The organism is Pseudomonas sp. AC169, from assembly GCF_979258515.1.
Genome location: NZ_OZ409866.1, coordinates 2,377,001 through 2,399,905, shown reverse-complemented (window position 1 = coordinate 2,399,905; position 22,905 = coordinate 2,377,001). Strand labels below are relative to the sequence as shown.

Annotated in this window: 22 protein-coding genes; 12 read left to right on the top strand and 10 right to left on the bottom strand. The window is 59.0% G+C overall.

The window, feature by feature from the left end; translation table 11 throughout:
* Nucleotides 1-9 precede the first annotated feature (9 nt).
* The 9 genes from ACZZ0G_RS11005 to ACZZ0G_RS10965 all read left to right on the top strand — a co-directional run bounded on the left by ACZZ0G_RS11005 (nt 10) and on the right by ACZZ0G_RS10965 (nt 8,460).
* Nucleotides 10-2,460, top strand: a complete 2,451-nt coding sequence (locus ACZZ0G_RS11005) for an alpha/beta hydrolase (RefSeq protein WP_463556147.1) — start codon at nt 10-12, stop codon at nt 2,458-2,460.
* Complete coding sequence (locus ACZZ0G_RS11000) at nt 2,457-2,966, top strand: hypothetical protein (RefSeq protein ID WP_463556146.1); 510 nt, start codon at nt 2,457-2,459, stop codon at nt 2,964-2,966. The genes ACZZ0G_RS11005 and ACZZ0G_RS11000 overlap by 4 nt, the downstream gene beginning before the upstream one ends.
* On the top strand, nt 2,966-3,700 hold the full coding sequence (locus ACZZ0G_RS10995; RefSeq protein ID WP_463398332.1) for a hypothetical protein: 735 nt from the start codon (nt 2,966-2,968) through the stop codon (nt 3,698-3,700). The genes ACZZ0G_RS11000 and ACZZ0G_RS10995 overlap by 1 nt, the downstream gene beginning before the upstream one ends.
* Nucleotides 3,701-3,711: 11 nt before the next feature.
* Nucleotides 3,712-4,242, top strand: a complete 531-nt coding sequence (locus ACZZ0G_RS10990; protein WP_463556145.1) for a hypothetical protein — start codon at nt 3,712-3,714, stop codon at nt 4,240-4,242.
* Between the two features lie 4 nt (nt 4,243-4,246).
* On the top strand, nt 4,247-4,618 hold the full coding sequence (locus ACZZ0G_RS10985; protein ID WP_463556144.1) for a hypothetical protein: 372 nt from the start codon (nt 4,247-4,249) through the stop codon (nt 4,616-4,618).
* 18 nt (nt 4,619-4,636) lie between these two features.
* A complete protein-coding gene (locus tag ACZZ0G_RS10980) occupies nt 4,637-5,485 on the top strand; it encodes a tetratricopeptide repeat protein (protein ID WP_463556143.1) in 849 nt (282 codons plus the stop codon).
* A gap of 56 nt (nt 5,486-5,541) precedes the next feature.
* Nucleotides 5,542-6,243 (top strand): lysozyme inhibitor LprI family protein, encoded by a 702-nt coding sequence (locus tag ACZZ0G_RS10975; RefSeq protein ID WP_463558841.1) that lies wholly within the window; start codon nt 5,542-5,544, stop codon nt 6,241-6,243.
* A 71-nt stretch (nt 6,244-6,314) separates the two neighbouring features.
* Nucleotides 6,315-7,286: a hypothetical protein gene (locus tag ACZZ0G_RS10970; RefSeq protein ID WP_463556142.1), complete on the top strand. Its 972-nt coding sequence runs from the start codon at nt 6,315-6,317 to the stop codon at nt 7,284-7,286.
* Nucleotides 7,287-7,440: 154 nt separating this feature from the next.
* Complete coding sequence (locus ACZZ0G_RS10965) at nt 7,441-8,460, top strand: hypothetical protein (RefSeq protein ID WP_463556141.1); 1,020 nt, start codon at nt 7,441-7,443, stop codon at nt 8,458-8,460.
* Between the two features lie 62 nt (nt 8,461-8,522).
* Here the strand turns inward: ACZZ0G_RS10965 and ACZZ0G_RS10960 are convergent, their stop codons facing one another.
* Nucleotides 8,523-8,894 carry a DUF6124 family protein gene (locus ACZZ0G_RS10960; RefSeq protein WP_123376100.1) on the bottom strand — a complete coding sequence of 124 codons (372 nt, stop codon included), beginning with the start codon at nt 8,892-8,894 and terminating at the stop codon, nt 8,523-8,525.
* A 584-nt stretch (nt 8,895-9,478) separates the two neighbouring features.
* Here ACZZ0G_RS10960 and ACZZ0G_RS10955 point away from each other — a divergent pair.
* Both ACZZ0G_RS10955 and ACZZ0G_RS10950 read left to right on the top strand, forming a co-directional pair.
* Nucleotides 9,479-9,862 (top strand): helicase, encoded by a 384-nt coding sequence (locus tag ACZZ0G_RS10955; RefSeq protein ID WP_463556140.1) that lies wholly within the window; start codon nt 9,479-9,481, stop codon nt 9,860-9,862.
* Between the two features lie 173 nt (nt 9,863-10,035).
* Nucleotides 10,036-11,397 carry an NHL repeat-containing protein gene (locus ACZZ0G_RS10950; protein ID WP_463556139.1) on the top strand — a complete coding sequence of 454 codons (1,362 nt, stop codon included), beginning with the start codon at nt 10,036-10,038 and terminating at the stop codon, nt 11,395-11,397.
* Nucleotides 11,398-11,461: 64 nt separating this feature from the next.
* Here ACZZ0G_RS10950 and ACZZ0G_RS10945 read toward each other — a convergent pair whose 3' ends face one another.
* From ACZZ0G_RS10945 to exbB, 6 genes are all read right to left on the bottom strand, one after another.
* Complete coding sequence (locus ACZZ0G_RS10945; protein WP_463556138.1) at nt 11,462-12,862, bottom strand: aminoacyl-tRNA deacylase and HDOD domain-containing protein; 1,401 nt, start codon at nt 12,860-12,862, stop codon at nt 11,462-11,464.
* A gap of 79 nt (nt 12,863-12,941) precedes the next feature.
* Nucleotides 12,942-15,017, bottom strand: coding sequence for an ATP-dependent DNA helicase RecG (recG, locus tag ACZZ0G_RS10940; protein ID WP_463556137.1), 2,076 nt, complete (start codon nt 15,015-15,017; stop codon nt 12,942-12,944).
* A 9-nt stretch (nt 15,018-15,026) separates the two neighbouring features.
* On the bottom strand, nt 15,027-15,956 hold the full coding sequence (locus ACZZ0G_RS10935) for a hydrogen peroxide-inducible genes activator (protein ID WP_007920331.1): 930 nt from the start codon (nt 15,954-15,956) through the stop codon (nt 15,027-15,029).
* A gap of 277 nt (nt 15,957-16,233) precedes the next feature.
* Entirely contained in the window at nt 16,234-16,980 is a 747-nt protein-coding gene (locus ACZZ0G_RS10930; protein ID WP_038359287.1) for a TonB family protein, read from the bottom strand.
* Nucleotides 16,977-17,405 (bottom strand): TonB system transport protein ExbD, encoded by a 429-nt coding sequence (gene exbD, locus ACZZ0G_RS10925; protein WP_007920333.1) that lies wholly within the window; start codon nt 17,403-17,405, stop codon nt 16,977-16,979. The genes ACZZ0G_RS10930 and exbD overlap by 4 nt, the downstream gene beginning before the upstream one ends.
* Before the next feature lie 6 nt (nt 17,406-17,411).
* On the bottom strand, nt 17,412-18,359 hold the full coding sequence (gene exbB / locus ACZZ0G_RS10920; RefSeq protein ID WP_463556136.1) for a tonB-system energizer ExbB: 948 nt from the start codon (nt 18,357-18,359) through the stop codon (nt 17,412-17,414).
* Between the two features lie 188 nt (nt 18,360-18,547).
* Here exbB and ACZZ0G_RS10915 point away from each other — a divergent pair, with 188 nt between their 5' ends.
* Nucleotides 18,548-19,405, top strand: coding sequence for an SDR family oxidoreductase (locus ACZZ0G_RS10915; RefSeq protein ID WP_463556135.1), 858 nt, complete (start codon nt 18,548-18,550; stop codon nt 19,403-19,405).
* A gap of 140 nt (nt 19,406-19,545) precedes the next feature.
* Here the strand turns inward: ACZZ0G_RS10915 and ACZZ0G_RS10910 are convergent, their stop codons facing one another.
* From ACZZ0G_RS10910 to spoT, 3 genes are all read right to left on the bottom strand, one after another.
* The gene (locus tag ACZZ0G_RS10910; protein ID WP_463556134.1) at nt 19,546-20,286 is read right to left on the bottom strand and encodes a hypothetical protein; all 741 of its coding nucleotides are present in this window, start codon (nt 20,284-20,286) and stop codon (nt 19,546-19,548) included.
* Between the two features lie 67 nt (nt 20,287-20,353).
* The gene (locus ACZZ0G_RS10905) at nt 20,354-20,734 is read right to left on the bottom strand and encodes a RidA family protein (protein WP_463556133.1); all 381 of its coding nucleotides are present in this window, start codon (nt 20,732-20,734) and stop codon (nt 20,354-20,356) included.
* Nucleotides 20,735-20,758: 24 nt separating this feature from the next.
* Nucleotides 20,759-22,864, bottom strand: a complete 2,106-nt coding sequence (gene spoT / locus ACZZ0G_RS10900; RefSeq protein ID WP_007920338.1) for a bifunctional GTP diphosphokinase/guanosine-3',5'-bis pyrophosphate 3'-pyrophosphohydrolase — start codon at nt 22,862-22,864, stop codon at nt 20,759-20,761.
* Nucleotides 22,865-22,905 lie beyond the last annotated feature (41 nt).

Here is a 22,905-nt window from a genome sequence, read left to right as displayed (position 1 = left end):
GGATCGCTCATGAGCAAGCCGTTGATGTACCTGCTGGCCGGCAACGGCAGCGCCGCCGATTGGTGGGATGACGCACTGCCGCACTTCCAGCGCTACGACGCGGTGCCGCTGGAGTTGCCGGGCTTCGGCACGAATCCGCAGCCGCCTTGCGAGGATCTCGCGGACTATGCGCAGACCTTGTTGGCGATGACGCAGAAGGGCAGCGCGATCATGGCGGTCGGGGTCAATGCCTTGCTTGTATTGCATGCGTTGCAGCGTCGGCCCGGGCACTTTTCCCGCAGCGTTTTGTTGGCGCCGGTGGGGGCGTTTTTGTGGCAGCGGCGGTTACCGGCACTGATGTCGCCACTGCCGATTCGTAAGACCATTCACTGGCTGCTGTCGAACAAACCCACGCTGTTCGCGCGCAAGTTTTCCAACCAGACCTGGACGCCCGCGCAGTACCAGCGCATGGGCGCCGGATATGCGCGCTGCCGTGCGTTTGTGCCGCATTGGGATCTGGTGAGGGCCGACACCGCGTTGCCACTGCTGGAGTGGATCACCGATCCGGTCGAGCTGGTATGGGGCGATCAGGACGCTGTGCTCGGTATCGAGCAAGCGGCGGCATGGTCGGCGATTCTCGCCCGCGCTGATCTGACCATAAGCCTGAAACCCGGCTGGGGTCATTACCCTTGGATCGACTCGCCCGCCGAATTCGCCGAGTGGCTGGAGTCGGGCGAGCGCGGATTTGTTGCGCACACCAAGGGCGGGCGTTTGCGCCTGGCTGAATTGGCGCGGCAAGCGGTGCCGGCAGCGCTGACGCTCAACGATTGTGCCGATCCGCGTCTGCCGGCATTTCTCGCAGCTCAACCTGATGTGACCTGGGCGGTGCGCTCCTCCAGTTATGGCGAAGATCAGGCCGACTCGGCCAACGCCGGTTTGAGCACAACCTATCTGCGCGAGCCAACCGCCAATGTGCCGAAACGTATCGCCGAACTCACGGCCGAAGGCGTCGAGGAAGTGGTGGTGCAACGCTTCATCACCCCGGTAGTGTCCGGCATCGCTTTCGTGCGCCATCTCTCGGTAGAACTTGAATGGGTGGAAGGCCATCTCGAATCGCTTGCCGACGGTCATGTCAGCCCCTCTCGGGCAACGCTTTCGCAGCTCGGCGATGCCTGGCGCAGCGGCACGTTCACGCCGTCCCATGGCTTGACCGAAGACCTGCTCTGGCACTTTCTGCAAGACGTGTTGCGCGTGTTCCACTACGTGCCCGGCGACATCGAATGGGCCTGGGACGGCGCGCAATTGTGGCTGCTGCAATACCGACCGATCAGCGACTACGGCTGGCGCCGGCACCTGACCGCCGCGAACATCGCCGAGATCCTGCCGCCGCAACCGAGCGTTCTGGTGGAATACGCCCAACGCCGCGCAGCAGCGAGTATCCCGGCGATCATGGCGCGTTGGGATGCACGGGTGTTGCAGGACAACGAGCCGTTCACCGCCGTGTTCGGCGGCGCGTCCTACATCAACAATGATCTGTTTCTTGCCCGGCTGGCCGACTGGGGCATCAGCGCGAGTAACTACGCTGGTGAAGTCGGTGGCGCGACTCCGCATCTGCCGTGGCAACCGCTGAAGATGCTGCGTTCGTTGCCGCTGTTTTTGCGTATGCAACGCAAGGCTCGCGGGCATTTGCTGAATCTTGAAAACGGCTTGCAGCGCTTCGATCAGGAACTCGCCGAACTCGTCGCCCAAGGTGCCGATGGCCAACAACTCGCGGACTGGTTCACCCGGTTTTACGTGTTCGTAGTGCAAGGCAATCTGTGCATCGCCACGGCGCTGGCTAGCAGCGGCGGCGACTGGCTTGGGCGCCCGCCGACCGCGTACGACAACCTTGAAAACAGTCCTCACCGCTTGCCGTGGGAAACCGATCCGGCCACGCCTCGGCCCGCGTCGAGCGATCTGCCGCTACAGCCATTCCCGCAATGGTCAGGGCTGATCCGCCTCGCGCATTCGACCGGCCTGCCGGGCCTGCGCGGCTACTACCTGCAGGTGCGCGAGTGGTATCGCGACAACCTCATGCGCATCTTCTTCCGGCTTCATCACGCCATGCCACTGGCGGACCGCGAGCATTGGTTCGCGCCGCATCCCGACGTGCGCACCCGCGACGGCAGCTTCTGGCAGGACGGTCGCAAAGGTGCGGAGTTGGCCACCGGGTTCATGATTTATCCGGGGCAGGTGCAAGGCATCCTCGGCGCCGACATCCTGCTCGAAGACACCCTTGATCCCGGGCGACATGCGCACTATCAAACAGCGCGGGCGGTGATTGCGCGAATGGGCGGGCGCTTGTCGCATGGCTCGACGTTGTTGCGCGAGTTGCGCAAGCCGTCGGCGGTGATGCCGCAGGTAGATCCGGCGTGGGTGGGGTGTGAGGTGTTGTATCGGGATGGTGAGTTGGAATTGATTAATTCGAGGGATACGAAGTGAAACGACTGTTGTTGATTTGTTTGGCCTGGTTGCCGATGGTGAGCATGGCGACGGATCTGTGCAATTCGGAGACCGATACGAAGAACTTTCTCTCGCAATGGGTGGAAAGATCCGATTACGTCTTGGACATACATTCAAGTTTTCAAACTGATGGATTCAGTCTGGAGGAGGGCAAAGTTGTGTATCGCGGCGATCTCAACGGCGACAGTCAGGAGGACTTCATTTTCACCTCCTACTCAAGCCGCGGTTCAGCGGGTGACTCGACCTTCGCCTTTCTCATCCAGTGCCACGGTTACTTGAAGCATGTAGGGGGCGATTATTTCGCCGAGGTCAAGGTTCTGGACGGTCCGCCCAAGAACGGCGGCGATGTAAAAGACATCGAGATCTACTCCTACATCCGCGATAAGCGCGACCAGATCCGCTACAAGGGCAAAGAGGCCATGACCCGACCCCATCTGTGGCAATTCAACCCGCAAACACAGCTTTATGAAGGGCAGTCAGAGTAATGGACGTTGTAAAACGCTGTTTCCTGAGCGGCTTGTTGACTGGTTTTTTTGCGCTTATGCAGGCAGGTCATGCGGGTGCCGCAAGTGACGTAATGGTCGGCAATGCGACAGGTCAATTACCGGTCGTGCAAGGGCCAACCGAGGCCTCGGTCGACATGACCCCTTGTCGTTTTTCCATGACGCTTGCGCAGGATCAATGGTTGCAGTTCAACGCGCCCGATCTGATATTCATCGCCTCCCAACAACTGCCCGATCCCTCCAGCGCACCACACTTATGGCAAGCGCCGAGATCCAGCAGCTATGAATGGAATTTTGAAAACTCGGCCAACATGACCCATCCATGGTTCGGGATCATGTGTGAAAACGTCGGCAGTTTTTCTTCCCTGACGACGCAGCCGCCGGCAGATGACACGATCGAGCTGCAACAGCTGCGTGAGGCCAATGATCGCAAATGTCCGGCGACCCTGACCGAAGTCGGCTGGCGACCAACACCGCTGGCAGGTGACCCGCAAACCTATGCCTTTGAGTCACTGGAAGGGGCGAAGTCGTCAGGGTTTATCATCGGCTACCACCACAAGCATCAACCTCAATTCAGCCGTATCGCCTTCTGCCTGGTTCAGGGCGAGCAGGTGCTGATCGGTGCTGCCGAATCGGGCTCATCCATCCCGTTGGCGATCAGTGCCGAAGGTTTCGAACACATCAAGACCGCCGTGCGCAGCATTGCTTTCCAATGAGCATGCCGGCGATGCCTCACACCGAATGGAGTCACCCCGTGAAAGGATTTGCCGCTGTGTTTGCCAGCCTCCTGGCTGCTTCCACATCCGTGTTCGCTACCGAACCGGCGTTCAAGGACTACAGCGTTTCAGCCGTTTTCAGCGGATCGCACCATGGACTCGTGCCGCAGGAAAACAGCAGCCCGATGATGGACAGCACCCGTGCCAACGCCCTCAAGGGCAAGGTCAATTTCGCCGGTCATTACATCCTGTACCGCTTCGGCTGTGGCGGCGGCGCGCTATGCGGCGAAGTGCTGGATGCCCAGACCGGTGAAGTGGTTGGCGGTCTGCCGAATGCTTACGACGGCAGCACCGTCGGCATGGTTTACCAGCCCGATAGTCGTTTGATTATCGTGTCCGGCATCACGCTCGACGGCGAAGAAGACGCCCAAGGGAATGCACTGGAAAGCGGTAACCGGGACCGTTACTACGAGTTTGTGAACAATGAGTTTCGGCTGCTGAGCATGACCGACGTGGCATCGCCGCCGATGGATGAGGAGTGAGTGGATGAACCGATTTTTCATTCGGCCCGTGCTGATTGCGCTTTCGCTATTACCTCATCCACTGCCCGCGATTGCCAGCGAAGGGAGTTGCTACGGCTACCTTACTGAGCTTGTCAGGAGCAGCGATTTTCCGTTTCGTTATGTCGGCAAGGACAAGGTCAATTTGCTGATCGACGAGGATGACGGTGAAGTAGTGCGCGCTCAGCTGTTTTTCGACACCGACGGCAGCGGCACGATTGGCTGGATCAAATACACCCCGGCTACCCACGAATTGCTCAACACCTCGGCCGAGTTGGATGAACCGGTGGCGTTGTCATTCGACGCCAAGTTTGCGGACGGCTATGCAAAGTGCCTTACAAAACAAAAGGCCGGCTAACGGCGAAAAGGATTAGCTATGGCCAGCCTTAAGTGGGTGTTGATGATCGGCAGCTTGTTCAGCGCTACCAATGTCTTTGCCGTTGACCCGCCAATAGTGGGAGCCGCCGGAAACACAGTGACGTTCCAGGCAAAAAAATGGACATCACCCGTCGTGGAATCTACCACTGCCTGGTTCACCGCGAATGGAAAAACGTTCCCGTTGTTTCATGCCGGCATTGGTGCCCAGGCTTATCCTGAATGGCTCAGCCCTGACAAAAAATTTCTACTGGCGACTGCGGTGGAGTACGGCGTAGTCATAGGTGAGAACGGTGAAGAAATAGCAACATCACAAGGGCATTGCGATGTGATATCGATGGAAACCGGTTGCGTGCTTGCTGAGAGTTACGAGCGGTTTTGTGAGGGTAAATGGGTAGGCAAGCAATGGGTTTCCGAAGAGGGCGGGGTGCTCAATCCTGTCCTGGAGACTAAGCCACCCAAGGACCTGCTGAAATATGCTTCGAGTATCGAGCCGGCACAGTCCCGCGCAGAGTCCATCGAATCGAGCCTGACCTTTCTAAGTCCAGAGTCCTACATGGCGTGCCATCCCCCGGCGCAAAATGTTCGGGTCTACAACGACCTCGGTTTTTATCTGGCCGAGGGCGGTAGAGATGAGCTGGCGCTGAAGTTTTATCGCGGCGTTGAGGCCGTTGGTAAACGCACGGTACTGATGTTGAACATAGCCGACTCGCTCTGGCGCCTTGATCGCAAAGATGAAGCGCAGCGCTATTACAGCCAGTACCGCGACGCGATGAGCGCCGATGGCAAGACGCAGAAAATACCTCAACGTGTCGTTGAGCGATCCGCCATTCAGGGAATGAAAAATTGAACAGGTTTGTGCGTTTTATCGCGTTGTCCTTTGGATGCCTGTTTGCCTTTTTTGCGATGGCCGAGGACGACTGCAAAGAAATCACCGTGAGTGCTCAGGTCGATCGGTGTGTGGAGGCAGCTCGCAAAGAAGCCGACACGCAACTCAATGCCAGCTACAAGAGACTGCTGGGACGGTTTGAGACTCAACAACGGCGTGACCCTGAGCAGGGTAAGGCGGTGGGCGCCATGGCCAGAGAATCCCAGCGCGCCTGGATCAAGCTACGCGACACCACATGCCCGCTTGAAGCCACGGAAATCGAGCCTGGGGTGGCAGCGCATGTCACGACGATCAACAACTGCATGGCCAGAATGAGTCTGGAGCGTGCGGCTTATCTGGACACGATCGTCGCTGATGAGCCGGGTAATGTGGTCGATCTCAACAAGGTGTACCTGTCCGGCTCCCAGCGCTTCGGCGATGTCGTGGCACGTTATGTCAGCACCTTTGGCAGCCCATGTCTGACGTTGCAGATACTGGCGCCCAACGGCGGTTGGAGAGTGCTGTCCTCCAAGCGGTTCTGTAGTTTCGAGGGCAAGGCATTTTGGACAGACTATGCCGATGCCGGGTTTGAGGATCATGTGTTTGCCGAGGATGGGTTGCACGTGACGCTCAGTTTGACGGAGCTCCGTGGGCTCGGAGAGAAGCGCCTTGCTTGTGTGATTCCGATCAAGAACGAGCAAATCAAAGAGCTGAAGTGCGGCGCACCTGAGTCATCGTAAAACCCTCCGCCTAAACATTTGAAGATTGATTAACAGGGAAGTGAGTGGAATTGGCCAGGCTCTTAAGTTGTATGAGTGCGCTCGGATTCGTGGTTGCCTTGTTGGCTCAGCAGGCAATAGCTAGTGACCCACAAACCATCGGTGAGGTGCATCCGCCTGTAGTTGCCTCGCTCGGTGATCAAAAAATCACAGTGTTCTTTTTGAAGAACAACCTCAAAGGTCAGGTGAGGGAAGGGCATGTTCCTTACGCCGAGATCTTCTACACCACCACGAATGCGGTGAAGCCTTCGCTGAATTATGTGTGGAAGGTCGAAGGTGAGCAGATCGCCTCGGTGTTCTTCTTCGAGCGCAAATTCCCGGAGCAAGCGGGGAAGTCCATGTTTGTTCTGATAAAACAAAAAGTCTCGCATAGTCAATTCGAAGGTGATTCCTATTCGGTGCTGGAATTGCCACTGGTTAAGGACGGCGATCAGTTGGCTTTGCGGTTTTTTAGCGGCGACCCACCAGATCCCGAGCTTGAGAACTGCCTCGACGGTCTAAATCTGGCGGATGATGTAAAGGTCGAATGTGCTTACAAGGATGCAGTCAGTATTAAAAAGCGCTTGGCAGATTTGGATGCAAAGATAATTGCGGATTCAAAACTGCATCAGGACAACCGTCAGAATCCACTCAAAGCCAAGGGTGATACGTCTAACGTTGCGTGCCCTTCGACCGACTTTTCAGCGTTCCTCTCAGCTTTCTCCGAACGCGCAGATGTGCAAAAAGCCTTCGTACAACAACCGCTGAAAATGGTCACGACCGTGGGCGGCGATCCCGAACCCGAGATGGAAAAGCGCAGTCTCAGCGGCGATCAACTTAAGTTTCCTGTCATTCCGGATCAAGCAACGCGAGAGGCCCAGGGCCTGACGTTGACCGTCAAGGAACAGCGGGGTGACAAGGCGATCGCGATTCTGCAGAAGCCAGATACCGACTACGTCTTCGAGTATCGGTTTGTCCGTGGACAATGCTGGCAGTTGGAAGAAGTGATGGATTACTCGCTTTAAAACGCAGAGAACTGGGCTGAAGAAAGACGTCTGTTCAATCAGATCCGTAAATCATGAGCAGGGAAGCAAGTTGAAAAGATTAGGCTTGATCGCGTTACTGCTGTGTTCTTTCTCTGTAGTGGCAGGGCCGATGTTCCCGTCACTCGAGTCCTGCATGGCCGCCGACAGCGACTGTGCGCTGGCGCTGAAAGACGATTTCCTGGTGGACGCTAAGTCCGGGCAACGTCTCTCCGAAAGGCCGGTATCGGCCGGAGCGATGAGTGTTTTCTGGCTGTATCGAGATGGCGAGCGCTACATCCTGGAGGAGGAAAACTCCTCACAGGCGAAGTCGCGTCGCTGGCTGGTATTCACCTACGACAGCGGAAAAGTGGTGCTCGACGGCGCTTATGTTTTCTCGATCGACATTGATATGAACACCGGGCCCTATTGGCATGGCTACGACTGCCGAGGTGATGCCAAGCCGTTCGCCGTGCCCACGAAAGATCCGTTCAATGAAGTTGCTTTGGAGGCGTTGTGCGGGGAGGCCGAAGGCTGGGTCGTCTCGGGTCGGGACACCGAGGTGCCGGTGTCTGCCAAAGGGCTGGCCGTCAGTGTTCCCGTTTACCACGCCCGCAACCGTGACGGTTCAGCGACGTACCTGTTTACTGAAAGTGAGGTTCCGGATCTTTCGAAGCTGGTGTGTTTGTCCAATTGCGCCGATGTCACTCAAATACCAGAACGCGTCTCGCAAGAAACAGCGCCATTGCAGGGCGGGCAGGATGGAACGTTGTGTTCAGATGACGAAGACATTTACTTCAGTTGCCCGTTGGAGGGTGGTAAGACGGTTTCCGTTTGTGCACGGGGAAACAACAAGCCCACGGCCGGTTTTGTTCAGTACCGTTACGGCGTGCCGAGCAAAATAGAGATGATCTATCCGAAGACGGCTTTGCCGCCCAAGGGCAAATTCTTTGTCGTGAACGCTTCGGAAGGCAGCGTGAACTTGAACATCATCAAGTTCAAAAACGGTGCTTATACCTACCTCGTTAATCAAGCCTTTCTGAGTTATCTGACGGTGCTCAGGGACGACAAGGCGGTGTTCCGGCAGTATTGTGGTGAGGGAGGGAATGCCTACATAAACCGGGCGGCGCTCCAGGGCTTGGAAGCGCGCCCAAAAAGCGCAGAGGACTTTCGCTAGTTTTTGTTATCGAGATTTAGAAAAGGGGACTTAACGTCCCCTTTTTTCATCCGCAAATCTCGCTACGGCTTGGCTGCCACGCTTCGCACTTCAATCTGGTCGAGTGTCCCTTCCACCATCAATCTCACCCCGTCCGCCATTCTGCTCAGGGCCAGTGCCACCGAGCGGCGGGAGCCGTGGAGGTCGTCGGCGAGGTCGCAGGCGATGACGCTGATGGACAGGAGGTCTTCGGAGGCGTTGGCCATGAGGGCTTCGGCGTCGGTGCCGGGGGAGAGTTTGAAGAGGCCGTTCTCGCGTTTGGGATGTGGATCGACGGCTGGTTTGAAATGGTGGTCGAGGGCGCGCTCGGCGGCTTCGTGGAATTTCTTTGATTCCAGGGTTTCGTAGGGCGAAACGTCTGGGTTTTCTGGGGGATTGGGTGTTGGTTTGATCATTCGGTCTTACTCCAGTTTAAGGAGCCGACACCGTTTCGCTCGCACTTCGAAAGTGGTGGCAGCTGTGCATAGGTGTGCAAGACCGGTGGAGTAACCCGGCAGACCCGAAGGCCTCCCATACACAGCCGCCATAACGATCCGCGAGCATAGGAAAACGCTCGGCGAATTGCCATAACCAATGTGTACTCCAACCGGACTTGCACGTCCGTATCGCCAATCTGCGGCGACACACAGAGCCTATCGATCGTTAGCCAACTCGCCTAGTTCACGCACAGCCCCGCACTTTGCAGGAAATTTCCCATAGATTCGCGGGGCGGAAGATCAAAAGATCGCAGGCTTCGCCCGCTCCTACAGGGATGTGTTTCAACAGGTGTAGGAAAGGTGAGTGGTGAGACGCGGAGCGGCTCGGGATGCATTCCCACGCGGAGCGGGGGAACGATCAGTGGGCGAGCGCTGAACCGTGACTTGGCAGTCATCGTGCGGGAAATGGTCTGCATCCTCTTCCAACAGAGTCAGATACTGGCGTTATCGTCCGAATCCCTTACACTGCCCCGGCCGTTCATTTTCCTTTTGAGGCTGTGCGCATGAAATTTCGTTTTCTTCTGTGGATGATGGGTTTGTTGATGGGTAAGGCCAGCCGGACAAATCCTGCGTTCCAGCAGCAGTTGGGTGACAAGGATCTGGTGTTTCAACTGCAGACGCTGGACGGGAAAGTGGCGCGGCATTTTGTGGTCAAGGATCAGCGCATCACCAGCAAATCCGGCGTGGTGGTGGAGCCGGCGTTTGCGATTGCGTTTAAAGATGCCGGTTATGGCTTTGCCACGATGCAGGCGAAGAACAAGCAGTTGGCATTTATGCAGGGCATTCAGGACAAGTCGATCCAGCTCAAGGGTAATCCGGCGCTGGTGATGTGGTTTCAGGGGTTGATGAAGTATTTGAAGCCGAGGAAGGCCAAGCCTAAGGCGTGAAGCGCCATTTTTTACAACGCGGTCAGTAATTGGTTTGGCTCGATAAGTCGGTAAATTGGCGCGTAATACCACGAACACCTGTCAGAAGTGACAGGTGTTTTTTTTTGGATGTTGAGGCTTCATTGGGGGCGTCCAGTAGTAAAGGGACTTATCCGGATTGGAGAGCTATCAACATGACCTTACAAGCAGGCGAACCTGATTCAACATTCGCCAATGACGGCAAACTCGATTGGGCGTTTCCTGAGTTTGTCAGCATTGCCCCGCAAGTTGTCCTCCCTTTGCCTGACGGTCGGCTGCTCGTTGTGGCGAACGAGGCAGGTGTTTCCCCTGGCTTCGTAGTCGCACGGCTGACTGAAAAGGGGCAGCTTGATGTCGGCACCGGGTTTGGCGAGAACCAGCAAGGTTTTGCGCAGATTTCGACAGGGGAAAAACTTTTATCAGGGAAATGGGGCGCAAGCCTGCTCAGTAATGGTGGTTTGCTGATTACGGTCGATTACATGTCGCAGCCGCCGAGTTATGAAAGTGGTTTCATTGCCATCCAGTTGCTGCCGGACGGTCGACTCAACGATGAGTTTGGTGAGGACGGTGTGGTCACGTTCCCGTACGGTTCAGTACCCGTAACACTCAGTCGAGCGGCCACGGTTGCACGCGCACGCCAAAATGTATCTCGAAATATTAGGCCCGCTGTTCAGAGCAGCGCCAATTCCGGAGCGTCCGGTATCGAGTTGCCAGACGGCAAAATAGCGCTGGTCTCATTTGGCTTTGATCCTGCGGCGCAGCAAACCAAAGGCTTGGTCATGCGACTCAATCCTGATGGCACTTTTGACGACACCTTCAACAAGATCGGTTCGGCCACTGTTGAACTGGCTGAGTTGAGTCCGGCAGGTGATAACGCCGCCCGTGGAGTGGCTGTGCAAGCGGACGGTAGCTTGGTGGTGTATGGCGACTTTCATGATGAAGGCACCTTCGGTACCTATGCCGTGCGCTTCACAAAAGATGGAATGCGCGACGACAAGTTCAAGACGGCCATTGTGTCCTCTGATCGGCTGCCGATTTTTCGCGATATTGCCGTGAGGAAAAAGGACGGAATAATTGCTTTGATAGGAGGCCAGAACGGTGAAGGCTTCCTCGACGGGGAAGGAGTGATTGTCGTACTCAGTGCGGATGGCTCACCTCATCCCCTTTTTAACAATGGCCAACCGTTGCATACCAAAGTTGTGCCTGAGATTGGCCAGAATTGGTCGAGCTGCGCGTTTGGCGATGCGGATGAAAGCAAGTTGATGGTTGCTGGCACCAGTGGTGGCGGGTTTGCTACTGATGAGATGCACGCCGTCTGTGCACGTTATCGCCTTACCGGCGAGCTCGATCCGACGTTCAACGGTAGTGGGTGGGTATCTTTTGATCAGGCAGAGAAACTGGAAAATAGTTTGGATCTGCACGTCACCGCGCAAAATAAAATCGTCATCTGCGGTGAGTATTGGAAAGACCGGTTGAGTTTTGCTACAAGCGGATGGATAGCACGCTTCATTGCCTGATCAATAAACAACGCTCTCATGGCCCGCTCTCACGAATGAAAATGATCTCGTGAGAGCGGGTTTTTTATGCCTGGCTGAACTGCGAGGCCAGTTCGCGCAGCAGAACTTCGGCTTCGAGGACTTTGCTGACCACGTCGTTGGCTTTTTCGCGAGTCAAACCCACACGCTCCAGCAACGCATCCGGAATGTCTTCATCCGGGCCGGAGCCGATGCCGCGGCTGCGCAGCAAGCGCACGGCCAGGCAGACCAGGTTCGGGTATTCGGCGTAGGCGCCGTCGTAGCTTGGGTCGTGCTGGAAGCGCAGGGCGGTGGCCAGTTCGTCGGGCATGTCCCAGTAGCGCATCAGCCACGAGCCGATCTGTTCGCGGCTGATACCGAGCAGGTGTTGCTCGATGTAGCTGTGGCACAGGTGCGGGTTGACCTCCAGGTGGCGGCAGATCAGCGAGAAGTGCGGCGGGAACACGTGGGCCAGCAGCAGGTAACCGAAGTTGTGCAGCAGACCGGCCAGATAGGTCAGGCCGGCTTCCGGGCGCTGGGCGCGCGGCATGGCGCGGGTCAGGCCTTCGATGACCGCGGCGGTGTAGATCGACTGCTGCCAGTACGGCGTGGTGTGTTGCGGGTGGTCTTTCGGCAGGCTCAGGGTTTTGCCGAGGGCCAGGCCCAGCGCGAGATTGATCACCAGATCGAAGCCGAGCACGCGGACGATCGCGTCTTCCACCGAACGAATCTTGCCCGGCGAAGCGTAGTACGGCGACGCGGCCCAGCTCACTACTTGCGCAGCCAGCGCCGGGTCGGTTTCAACGACGCCGGTGATGTCATCGATGGTGGCGTTGGGATCTACGCGCAGTTTGATGATTTTTTGCGCGGTTTCGGCCAGCGGCGGAATCTCGATGGTCGCTTCCAGGCGTTGTTGAATGCGCCGCGCGGTGAACGCTTGCACAGCCTGGGTGATTTCCTCGCGGTCATCGTCCGGGCGGTCGAGGTTCGGGCGGATGCTGCTCAGGGCTTCGCCGAAGTTGGCGGCGCTGGCCTTGGTCAGCATGGTCTTGAAATCTTCGCTGGTGATTTCCAGCAGCAGGCCCGGCTCGCCGGAGTTGATCAGCAACTTCGGTTCGCGCAGCAGGCTCTCTTCGTAGAGGCATGGCGAACTGGTCAGCGCCGGCAGGCCTGGCAACAGGCTCAGGCTGTGTTTGCCGAGCATCTTTTCCAGGCGCTCGGTCGACACGGCAGTCAGACGACGGCCCGTCAGTTCGGCGAGGCGGTTGAGATCCAGCAACTGGCTCTGTGGAAACAGCACCATCAACGCGCCGACGGCGTCGTCCAGCAACACGGCCTGTACCTTGCGCGAGGCATTGAGGCCGTGGTGGTCGAGCACTTCTTCGTAGGCAACGCCCAGCTTGTTGAGCAGCAGCCGAATAACAGACGGAGCGTGCGGAGATTCGGGGGCGAGAGCAGCTTCGGTCATGGTCTGTATCCGTTTTTGAAACAATGGCAGGAGTATAACCAGCTCTGTCGGAACGATCCTTCAGAAACTGCGACGGTGCTCACACTTGGCCGTATTGCTGCCCATGGCGCAGCCAGCGGTCGAGCAATGGACTGACGTGGGTCGGCCAGCGTTCCAGCAAGGCTTGCGCGGCGTCGCGCACGGCGGGCAGCAGGTCGGCGTCGCGCATCAGGTCGGCGACTTTGAATTGCAGCAGACCGGTCTGGCGGGTGCCGAGCATTTCCCCGGGGCCGCGCAGTTCGAGGTCTTTTTCGGCGATGACGAAACCGTCGTTGGTCTCGCGCATGATGCCCAGGCGCTGACGACCGATCTGCGACAGTGGCGGATGGTAGAGCAGCACGCAATGGCTGGCGGCACTGCCCCGACCGACACGGCCGCGCAACTGGTGCAGTTGCGCGAGACCGAGGCGCTCGGGGTTTTCGATGATCATCAGGCTGGCATTGGGCACGTCGACGCCGACTTCGATCACCGTGGTGGCGACCAGCAGTTGCAGATTGCCGGCCTTGAATTCGGCCATGACGGCGGCCTTCTCGACGGGTTTCATGCGCCCGTGGATCAGGCCGACTTTCAGTTCGCCGAGGGCGAGGGTGAGGTCTTCGAAGGTGGTTTCGGCGGCCTGACAGGTCAGCTCTTCCGACTCTTCGATCAGCGTGCACACCCAATAGGCCTGACGGCCCTCGGCGCAGGCGCTGCGCACTCGTTCGATGACTTCGACGCGACGGGTGTCGGTGACCAGCACGGTGTTGACCGGGGTGCGGCCGGGCGGCAGTTCGTCGAGGATCGAGGTGTCGAGGTCGGCGTAGGCGCTCATCGCCAGCGTCCGTGGAATCGGCGTGGCGGTCATGATCAGTTGGTGCGGGCACATGCGCCCGCCGACGCCTTTCTGCCGCAACGCCAGACGCTGCTGTACGCCAAAGCGGTGCTGTTCGTCGATGATCACCAGCGCGAGGTTCTTGAACTGCACTTCGTCCTGGAACAGCGCGTGGGTGCCGACCACCATCGGCGTACCGCTGGCGATCTGTTCCAGCGCGGCGACGCGGTTCTTGCCCTTGAGCTTGCCGGCCAGCCACGCGACTTCAATGCCCAGCGGTTCGAGCCAGCGCTTGAAGGTGATGAAGTGTTGCTCGGCGAGGATCTCGGTCGGCGCCATCAGCGCGACCTGATAACCGGCCTCCAACGCCTGCAACGCAGCTAGGGCGGCGACCACTGTTTTGCCCGCGCCAACGTCGCCCTGAATCAGGCGCAGCATCGGTTCGTGCTGACTGAGGTCGTAGGCGATTTCGTTGCCGACCCGCTGTTGCGCGCCGGTCGGGCTGAAACCGAGGTTGGCCAGGTATTTCGGCGGCAGCTTCGTCGCTTTCGGCATCGCTGGCGCGCGCAAGGAGCGCATGCTTTCGCGCAGACGTTGTTGCGACAGTTGATGGGTCAGCAGTTCTTCGAAGGCCAGGCGATGCTGCGCCCAGTGATGGCCGAGGGCGAGTTCATCGACGTCGGCATCGGCGGGTGGGTTGTGCAGGTAGCGGATCGCATCGGCCAGCGGCGCCAGTTGATAGTCGCGGGCCAGTTCGGTCGGCAGCCAGTCGGGCAGGGTATCCGGCTTGAGCAGGGTCAGCGTCTGCATACACAACTGGCGCAGGCGCTGTTGCGTCAGGCCTTCGGTGAGCGGGTAGACCGGGGTCAGGGTTTCATCCACTGGCGGCGGTTCGTCACCGGTGATGGCGCGGTATTCCGGGTGGTAGATTTCCAGCCCGGAGGCGCCGGGCCGGGCTTCGCCGTAGCAGCGCACCCGCGTGCCGCGCTTGAGGCCTTCTTTCTGCGCGTTGCTGAAATGGTAGAAGCGCAGACTGAGTCCGCCGGTGCCGTCCTGCAAACGCACGACGAGGCTGCGACGGCGCCCCATGACCACGTCGGCGCCGCTGACGGTGCCTTCGACCACGGCGTCCTGCCCCGGTCGCAAATGGCCGATTGGCACCACGCGGGTGCGATCCTGATAGCGCAGCGGCAGGTGGAACAGCACGTCCTGAAGGTTCTCAAGACCCACCTTGGCCAGTTTCTCGGCCATGGCTTCGCCGACACCCTTGAGTGCCGTCACCGACACTTGCGACAGCTCCGTCATGACGCTCGCTTAACCGGCCGTAACCGGTGCCGCTGGCTTGGCCACCGAACACAGGCGAATGGAGTCGGCGAGGATCTCGATGGCTTTCGGCCGCGGGAAACTTGCGCGCCAGGCGATGGCCACGGTGCGGAACGGCACCGGCGGCGACAGTGGACGCACTTCGATCACGCCCGGGGCGTAGTGATGGCTGTCGACGGCCGACAACGGCAGGATCGAGATGCCCAGACCGGACGCAACCATGTGCCGAATGGTTTCCAGCGAGCTGGATTCGACCGTGGTGTGCTTGGCGCCGTCGTTGCCCTTGGTCAGGGTCGGGCAGGCTTCCAGTACTTGATCGCGGAAGCAGTGGCCTTCGCCGAGCAGCAGCAGGCTCTTGTCGTTGAGCAGGCCCGCGTCGATGGTTTCCTTTTGCGTCCACGGGTGCTGGGCCGGCATCAAGACGTAGAACGGCTCGTCGTACAGCGGCAGGGTCAGCACGTCGGCTTCGTTGAACGGCAGGGCGATGATGATCGCGTCGAGCTCACCGTTGCGCAGTTTGTCGCGCAGCACGTGGGTGAAGTTTTCTTCGATGTACAACGGCATCTGCGGGGCGACCCGGTGCAGTTGTGGAATCAGATGCGGGAACAGGTACGGCCCGACGGTGTAGATCGCGCCGACTTTCAGCGGCGCGGTCAGCTGGTTCTTGCCGGCCTGGGCCAGTTCGCGGATGCCTTGCGCTTGCTCCAGCACTTTCTGCGCCTGGGCGACGATGCCTTCGCCGACCGGGGTCAGGCGCACGGCGCTTTTGCTGCGCTCGAAAATCAGCACACCGAGTTCGTCTTCAAGTTTCTTCACGCCCACCGACAGGGTCGGCTGGCTGACGTGGCAACGTTCGGCGGCGTGGCCGAAATGCTGCTCTTGGGCGAGGGTAACGATGTAGCGTAATTCTGTGAGGGTCATAGCAAGCGTCCATGAAGATGCGGGCCAAGCATACCGGCTGCAATCGATAGACGCACGTTATCAGACTGAGCGCTCAATGCGACACCGGGCAATCTCGGTTTGCCGCAGGCAGATACGTAAAAGGCACCTTTCGGTGCCTTTATTTCGATCTAACGTCCAACACATAACCACTGTGGGAGCGAGCCTGCTCGCGAAAGCGGTGGGTCAGACAAGCATGTGCTGACTGACACGACCTCTTCGCGAGCAGGCTCGCTCCCACAGGGTATTGCGGTGTTGCTTAGCGGCGGCGTTCGAGGGAGTAAACAAACGGCGCAACAATTTCGATCGAGCCGTTGTTCAACATGTCGGCCGGTGGCTTGGGCAGCGGCTGTGCGCGGCGGATCATTTCCAGGGTGGCCCGGTCCAGATCAGCGTTGCCAGAGCGGCCCACCAGTTCGAACGACAGCACGTTACCTTCGGCATCCACCACAAAGCGCAGGCGGTTCAAGCCTTCCTTGCCCCGCGCTTGAGCGCTGGCCGGGTACTTTTTGTACTTGGCCAAATGCGCGAGCAGGGTGCCTTGCCAGCTGGCCTTGGCAGCCATTTGAGCTGGCGACGGACCCGGTGCAGGCTGGGCGGATTTCTCCGTCGGTGCCTGAGTCGGTTGCGTATCAGCCGGTTTCTCCTCGGAAGGCTTTTCCTTCGGTGGATCAGGCAGCTTCTTCTCGACCGGCTTCGGCGGTTTAGGCTTTGGCTTCGGCTTGGGTTTCTGCACCGCGATTTCAGCTTTCGGTGCTTCGGCCAGCTTCGGAATCGGCAACTCTTCAACCGGAGCCGGTGGCTGCGGCGGTGTGACGACTTTCGGCGGGGCAGGCGGTGGCGGGGCCGGAACCGGGGCCAGTTCGACCATCATTGCCTGCGGCGGCAATTCGATGGGCGGGCGGGCGGTCCAGTTCAGTGCCAGCGCGATGGCCAGCGCGTGAACGCCCAGCACCACGGCCAGGCTACCGCTGTAACGCGTCAGCTTATGGCGCGTCGTGATCATTTCTTGGCTGCCGTCTCAAGTCCGACCAGACCGACCTTCAGGTAACCGGCGGAGCGCAGTTTGTCCATCACGCTCATGAGGTCGCCGTAATCCACGCCTTTGTCGGCCTGGAAGAAGATGGTGGTGTCTTTCTTGCCCTGAGTCTTGGCGTCGAGCACGGCGCCAAGGGTTTCGGCTTTCACTTCGTCGTCGCCGATGTACAGGCGCTGGTCAGCTTTGACGCTGAGGAACACCGGCTTCTCTGGCCTTGGCGCCGGTTTGGCGGTCGAGGCAGGCAGGTCGACTTTGATGTCCACAGTAGCCAACGGAGCGGCCACCATGAAGATGATCAGCAACACCAGCATCACGTCGATGAACGGCGTGACGTTGATTTCGTGGTTCTCGGCCAGATCGTCGTCTGCGCCTTCTTTCAAATGCAGGCCCATGGCCGATTACCCCACTTTGACCATGTGCGGCTGCGAGCTGCGCTCAGGCTGGTGGTCGAGGTCGCGGCTGACCAGCAGCAGAACTTCTGCCGACGCATCGGAAACCTGCGCCTTGTAACCGGCGATGGAGCGGGCGAAGACGTTGTAGATCACAACGGCCGGGATCGCGGCAACCAGACCCAATGCCGTGGCGAGCAGCGCTTCAGCAATGCCGGGCGCGACGACAGCAAGGTTGGTGGTCTGGGTTTTGGCGATGCCGATGAACGAGTTCATGATGCCCCACACGGTACCGAACAGGCCCACGAACGGTGCAGTGGAACCGATAGTGGCGAGAACGCCGGTGCCGCTGCTCATGTTGCGACCGCAGGCTGCAACCAGACGCTCGAGACGGAAGCTGACGCGTTCCTTGATGCCTTCTTTCTCGCGGCTGTTGACCGACAGGCGCATTTCTTCGAGGGCGTCGTGCACCAGCAGATTGGCGAGGGTGCCTTCTTTGCCGGCGGTGGCGCTGGCTTCTTTAAGGGTGGTGGCTTTTTTCAGGGCAGCGATTTCACCACGCAGACGACGCTTGGCGCCCATTAGCTCGAAGCCTTTGGCGATCCAGATGGTCCAGGTGATGATCGAAGCGATGGCCAGACCGATCATCACGATTTTCACGATGATGTCGGCGTTCTGGTACATGCCCCACGGCGACAGGTCGTGGGCCATGCCCAGGGAATTGTCGGCTTCGAGCACTTCAGGGACGTCGGCAGCGTCGACTGCTTGTACTGGATCGGTCGCAGCCGGAGCAGCGGCAGCAGGTGCGTGCTGTTCGGTCGCGGCCGGTGCGGCTGGCGCCTGGGCGTCGGCGAATGCAGCGGTCGGTGCCAGCATCAGGCTGAGCAACAGAGCCGCCACCGCGCTAAAAGCGCGAGGTCGTTTGGTTGGCGAAGCGGGGATTTGATTACGTGTCATGCTGGCCGGACCTGAGATAGAAAAACGGTGATGCTCTACCAGGCCTCGTGAGGCCGAGAACAAAAGTGGCGTGCATTATTGCAAGTAATTCTTGTTAACAAAAGTAATAGAGTATCTTTTTTTCTACCATTGCTAGCCGTTCGTCCTGTGCCAGAGCTAGTCTGTGCCTTTCCGATAGGAGTTTTTTGATGTCCGCGCCTTCTGTATTGATTGCCGGTTGTGGTGATGTCGGCAGTCGTCTGGCCAAGCAATTGCTGGCGGCTGGCTGGGAAGTTCATGGTCTGCGCCGGGATGTAACGAAGCTGCCGGATGGTGTGATCGGCGTTGCCGGCGACCTGTTCAACGAAGACTGCCCGGCGACCTGGCCGGTGGGGGCGGTTGACTATCTGGTGTATTGCGCGGCAGCCACTGATCACGACGAGGCCGGTTATCGCGCGGCTTACGTGCAGGGTCTGCAGAATGTTCTGAGTTGGCTGGAGGATTACGGTCAAGTGCCGGAGCGGCTGATCTTCGTTTCCAGCAGCAGTGTTTATGGACAGCAGGAGGGTGAGTGGGTCGATGAGAACTCAGAGACCATCGCTGCCGGTTATTCCGGGCGATTGATGCTGGAGGCTGAGCAGGTCGCGCTTAAAAGTGGCATTCCTGCGAGCATTCTTCGTTTGACCGGGATCTACGGGCCGGGCCGTGAATGGCTGCTGACTCAAGTGCGTCGCGGTTATCGCGTGGCGGTCGAACCTCCGTTGTACGGCAACCGGATTCATGCCGATGACGCAGCAGGGTTGTTGGCGTTTCTGCTGGAAAAGGCTCGGCAGGGCGTGAAACTGGACGATTTCTACATCGGTGTCGACGATGCGCCAGCGCCGTTAGCTGAAGTCGTAGGTTGGTTGCGTGAGTATCTGGGCGTTACCGAATGGTCGGAAGACGCCAGCGTGCGCCGCACCGGCAGCAAGCGCTGCAGCAATGCGCGGGCTAAAGCGTTGGGCTGGACGCCAACGTACCCGAGCTACCGCGAAGGCTATGCCGCGATTTTAGAAGGGCGTTGCTGACTTCCAAGCACCACAAAACAACTGTGGGAGCGAGCTTGCTCGCGAAGACGACTTAACATTCAACATCTCTGTTGGCTGTTGCACCGCATTCGCGAGCAAGCTCGCTCCCACATTTGATCTTCACCGGTTTTAGAGGTGGGTTACTGCTTCTCCAGCAACCACTTGCGCTCACCCGCGGTGAACTGCGGTTGTTCATCCGCCAACGCAGCATTCACCGCCTGGAGGATTTCCAGCTCTTTGCCCTTGCGCACAAAGATCCAGTTATTGCCCTGACCGTTCTGCTGCAACCACATGCTGTCGTTGCCGTTGCTCATCGACGCGCAATCACCCGCCAGGCACAACGCATAACGGTCGGCACCCGGTAAGCCGGAGACCTGACCATCCGCCTGAAATTGCACGGTGCTGCCTTCGCCCTGGCCGTTGGTGATTTTCCAGTCACCGCCCAGATAGGCCGAATACAGCGCACGTTCGAAGCTGGCGCCGATCGGTGCGCCTTCCGGCACCGGAATCTGTGCGCGGTCGAATAGCTGCTCCGGCTCATTATCGCTGGCGGCTTGCTGCAGTTGGCCGCCGTCACGCTTCAGCTCACTGGCGGAGCTGCCATAGAAATCGACTTTCCAGGCGCCGGATTTTTCGCCCAGCAGCCGTCCTTCGACGTTCTCAAAACCGTTGGTGTAGCGGGCCTGACTGGCCTTGGTATTGACGTCCCACTCCAGATTCGGGCCGTAAGCCTGAAGCGCTTCGCGCAGGGGGCCGCCCTTGGCTGCGGCATCGATCGCCACCTGGTTAATCCAAGTGCCGCTGATGTCGCGATCGGCAGGGTTGCTGGCGCAGCCGCCGAGGAAAATGGCGAGCAGCGGGAGAGCTAGCGCTTTGCGCATGGTGGAATCCTTTCAAAACCTTTTCTTGCAGCAATCGGCGCGGCGTTTGAAGGCCGCGCCGTGCGCATCACTCGATGACCAGAATGGCATCCATTTCAACCTGCGAACCCTTTGGCAGGGCAGCCACGCCGATGGCGGCGCGAGCCGGGTATGGCTGGTCGAAGTACTTGCCCATGATCTCGTTGACCTTGGCGAAGTGGCTCAGGTCGGTGAGGAAGATGTTCAGTTTGACGATGTCCTTGAACGAACCACCGGCAGCTTCGGCCACGGCTTTGAGGTTCTCGAACACCTGGACGGTCTGGGCTTCGAAGCCTTCAACCAGTTCCATGGTTTTTGGGTCCAGAGGAATCTGGCCCGACATGTAAACGGTGTCGCCTGCCTTGATCGCCTGGGAGTAAGTGCCGATGGCGGCCGGGGCTTTGTCGCTGGTGATTACGGTTTTGGTCATGAATGACTCCTTGTAATAGGCAGGTTATGCACGCATGCGGGTGATGCGGATCACCCCGGTCAAGGCGCGCAGCTTCTTGATCACGCGGGCCAGGTGCACACGGTCGTGGACGCTGACCACCAACTGGACCACGCTGATGCGACCATCGCGTTCGTCCATGCTGATTTTCTCGATATTGCCGTCGGCTGCGTTGACGCTGCTGGCCAGCAACGCGATCAGGCCGCGTTGGTGTTCCAGCTCGACGCGCAGTTCGACGTTGAATTCGCCGGTGACATCCTTGGCCCACGAGAGCTGGATGCATTTTTCCGGGTTGTGCCGGATTTCGCTGATATTGCGGCAGTTGTCCAAGTGCACGACCATGCCTTTGCCCGCCGACAAGTGCCCGACAATCGGGTCGCCCGGGATCGGCGTGCAGCATTTGGCGTAGCTCAGCACAAGACCTTCGGTACCGCGAATCGCCAGCGGGCCTTCAGGACTTGGCAACTGTTCGCCTTCGCCAAGCAGGCGGCGGGCGACGACGTAGGCCATGCGGTTGCCCAGGCCAATGTCTTCAAGCAAATCTTCAATCAGTTCGAGGCGGTACTCGGTGAGCATCGCCTTGACGCGTTCGGCCGGGATCTTCTCCAGCGAACTGTCGAAACCGTTGAGGACTTTGTTCAGCAGGCGTTCGCCGAGGCTGATGGACTCGGAGCGACGCTGCAGTTTCAGCGCGTGGCGGATGTGCGTGCGCGCCTTGCCGGTGACCACGAAGTTGAGCCATGCCGGATTCGGCCGCGCGCCGGGGGCGCTGACGATCTCGACCGTGGAGCCGCTTTGCAGCGGTTCGGACAGCGGTGCGAGACGACGGTTGATCCGGCAGGCAATGCAGCTGTTGCCGACGTCGGTGTGTACCGCGTAGGCAAAGTCGACCGCCGTGGAGCCTTTCGGCAGCTCCATGATCCGGCCTTTTGGCGTGAACACGTAGACCTCGTCCGGGAACAGGTCGATCTTCACGCTCTCGATGAATTCCAGCGAGTTGCCGGCACGTTGCTGCATTTCCAGCACGCCTTTGACCCACTGACGGGCGCGGGCGTGAGTGCCTTTCGGCTGTTCGTCACCGCTGGATTTGTACAGCCAATGGGCAGCGATGCCGTTGTTGGCCATCTCTTCCATTTCGCGGGTACGGATCTGGATCTCGATCGGTACGCCGTGCATGCCGAATAGCGTGGTGTGCAGCGACTGATAGCCGTTGGCCTTGGGGATCGCGATGTAATCCTTGAAGCGCCCCGGCAACGGTTTGTACAAATTATGCACAGCGCCCAGTACGCGGTAGCAGGTATCGACCTTGTCGACGATGATCCGGAACGCATAGACGTCCATGATCTCGTTAAAGGCCCGACGCTTGCCGCGCATTTTCTTGTAGATGCCGTAGAGGTGTTTCTGGCGACCGCTGACTTCACCCTGGATGCCGTCGATAGCGAGGCAATGGCCGAGGGATTCTTCGATCTTGTTGACGATTTCCTTGCGGTTGCCCCGGGCGCGTTTGACTGCCTGGTAGATCCGCGCGGAACGCATCGGGTGCATGGCCTTGAAGCCGAGGTCTTCGAACTCGATGCGGATCGCATGCATGCCCAGCCGGTTGGCGATGGGCGCGTAGATTTCCAGGGTTTCCTTGGCGATCCGGCGGCGTTTTTCGCCGGACAGCACTTCCAGCGTGCGCATGTTGTGCAGGCGGTCGGCGAGTTTGACCAGGATCACGCGAATGTCGCGCGCCATGGCCATGGCCATTTTCTGGAAGTTTTCCGCCTGGGCTTCGGCCTTGGTCTCGAAATTCATCTGGGTCAGTTTGCTGACCCCGTCGACCAGTTCGGCCACGGTTTCACCGAACTGCGCTTGCAGCGCTTCTTTGGCGATACCGGTGTCTTCGATCACGTCATGCAGCATTGCGGCCATCAGGCTCTGATGGTCCATGTGCATGTCGGCAAGAATATTGGCCACGGCAAGAGGATGCGTGACGTACGCCTCGCCACTGCGACGGCGTTGACCGTCATGGGCTTGTTCGGCGTAGAAATACGCTCGGCGGACCAGGTTGACCTGGTCGTTGCCGAGGTAGGTCGATAAGCGATCGGCGAGGGCGTCTATGCTCGGCATGATGACTCCTGCCGTAGGCTGTGTTCCCGCGCCGTGCTACG

What these genes read in the sequence shown, in the direction of transcription:
- ACZZ0G_RS10990 (WP_463556145.1), top strand. Translation starts at nt 3,712, where the DNA reads ATGCCTCACACCGAATGGAGTCACCCCGTGAAAGGATTTGCCGCTGTG.
- ACZZ0G_RS10945 (WP_463556138.1), bottom strand. Translation starts at nt 12,862, where the DNA reads ATGACCGAAGCTGCTCTCGCCCCCGAATCTCCGCACGCTCCGTCTGTT.
- ACZZ0G_RS10910 (WP_463556134.1), bottom strand. Translation starts at nt 20,286, where the DNA reads ATGCGCAAAGCGCTAGCTCTCCCGCTGCTCGCCATTTTCCTCGGCGGC.
- ACZZ0G_RS11005 (WP_463556147.1), top strand. Translation starts at nt 10, where the DNA reads ATGAGCAAGCCGTTGATGTACCTGCTGGCCGGCAACGGCAGCGCCGCC.
- ACZZ0G_RS10930 (WP_038359287.1), bottom strand. Translation starts at nt 16,980, where the DNA reads ATGATCACGACGCGCCATAAGCTGACGCGTTACAGCGGTAGCCTGGCC.
- ACZZ0G_RS10935 (WP_007920331.1), bottom strand. Translation starts at nt 15,956, where the DNA reads ATGACCCTCACAGAATTACGCTACATCGTTACCCTCGCCCAAGAGCAG.
- exbB (WP_463556136.1), bottom strand. Translation starts at nt 18,359, where the DNA reads ATGACACGTAATCAAATCCCCGCTTCGCCAACCAAACGACCTCGCGCT.
- ACZZ0G_RS10995 (WP_463398332.1), top strand. Translation starts at nt 2,966, where the DNA reads ATGGACGTTGTAAAACGCTGTTTCCTGAGCGGCTTGTTGACTGGTTTT.
- spoT (WP_007920338.1), bottom strand. Translation starts at nt 22,864, where the DNA reads ATGCCGAGCATAGACGCCCTCGCCGATCGCTTATCGACCTACCTCGGC.
- ACZZ0G_RS10975 (WP_463558841.1), top strand. Translation starts at nt 5,542, where the DNA reads ATGGCCGAGGACGACTGCAAAGAAATCACCGTGAGTGCTCAGGTCGAT.
- recG (WP_463556137.1), bottom strand. Translation starts at nt 15,017, where the DNA reads ATGACGGAGCTGTCGCAAGTGTCGGTGACGGCACTCAAGGGTGTCGGC.
- ACZZ0G_RS10985 (WP_463556144.1), top strand. Translation starts at nt 4,247, where the DNA reads ATGAACCGATTTTTCATTCGGCCCGTGCTGATTGCGCTTTCGCTATTA.
- ACZZ0G_RS10955 (WP_463556140.1), top strand. Translation starts at nt 9,479, where the DNA reads ATGAAATTTCGTTTTCTTCTGTGGATGATGGGTTTGTTGATGGGTAAG.
- ACZZ0G_RS10965 (WP_463556141.1), top strand. Translation starts at nt 7,441, where the DNA reads ATGGCCGCCGACAGCGACTGTGCGCTGGCGCTGAAAGACGATTTCCTG.
- ACZZ0G_RS10915 (WP_463556135.1), top strand. Translation starts at nt 18,548, where the DNA reads ATGTCCGCGCCTTCTGTATTGATTGCCGGTTGTGGTGATGTCGGCAGT.
- exbD (WP_007920333.1), bottom strand. Translation starts at nt 17,405, where the DNA reads ATGGGCCTGCATTTGAAAGAAGGCGCAGACGACGATCTGGCCGAGAAC.
- ACZZ0G_RS10960 (WP_123376100.1), bottom strand. Translation starts at nt 8,894, where the DNA reads ATGATCAAACCAACACCCAATCCCCCAGAAAACCCAGACGTTTCGCCC.
- ACZZ0G_RS10980 (WP_463556143.1), top strand. Translation starts at nt 4,637, where the DNA reads ATGGCCAGCCTTAAGTGGGTGTTGATGATCGGCAGCTTGTTCAGCGCT.
- ACZZ0G_RS10905 (WP_463556133.1), bottom strand. Translation starts at nt 20,734, where the DNA reads ATGACCAAAACCGTAATCACCAGCGACAAAGCCCCGGCCGCCATCGGC.
- ACZZ0G_RS10970 (WP_463556142.1), top strand. Translation starts at nt 6,315, where the DNA reads ATGAGTGCGCTCGGATTCGTGGTTGCCTTGTTGGCTCAGCAGGCAATA.
- ACZZ0G_RS10950 (WP_463556139.1), top strand. Translation starts at nt 10,036, where the DNA reads ATGACCTTACAAGCAGGCGAACCTGATTCAACATTCGCCAATGACGGC.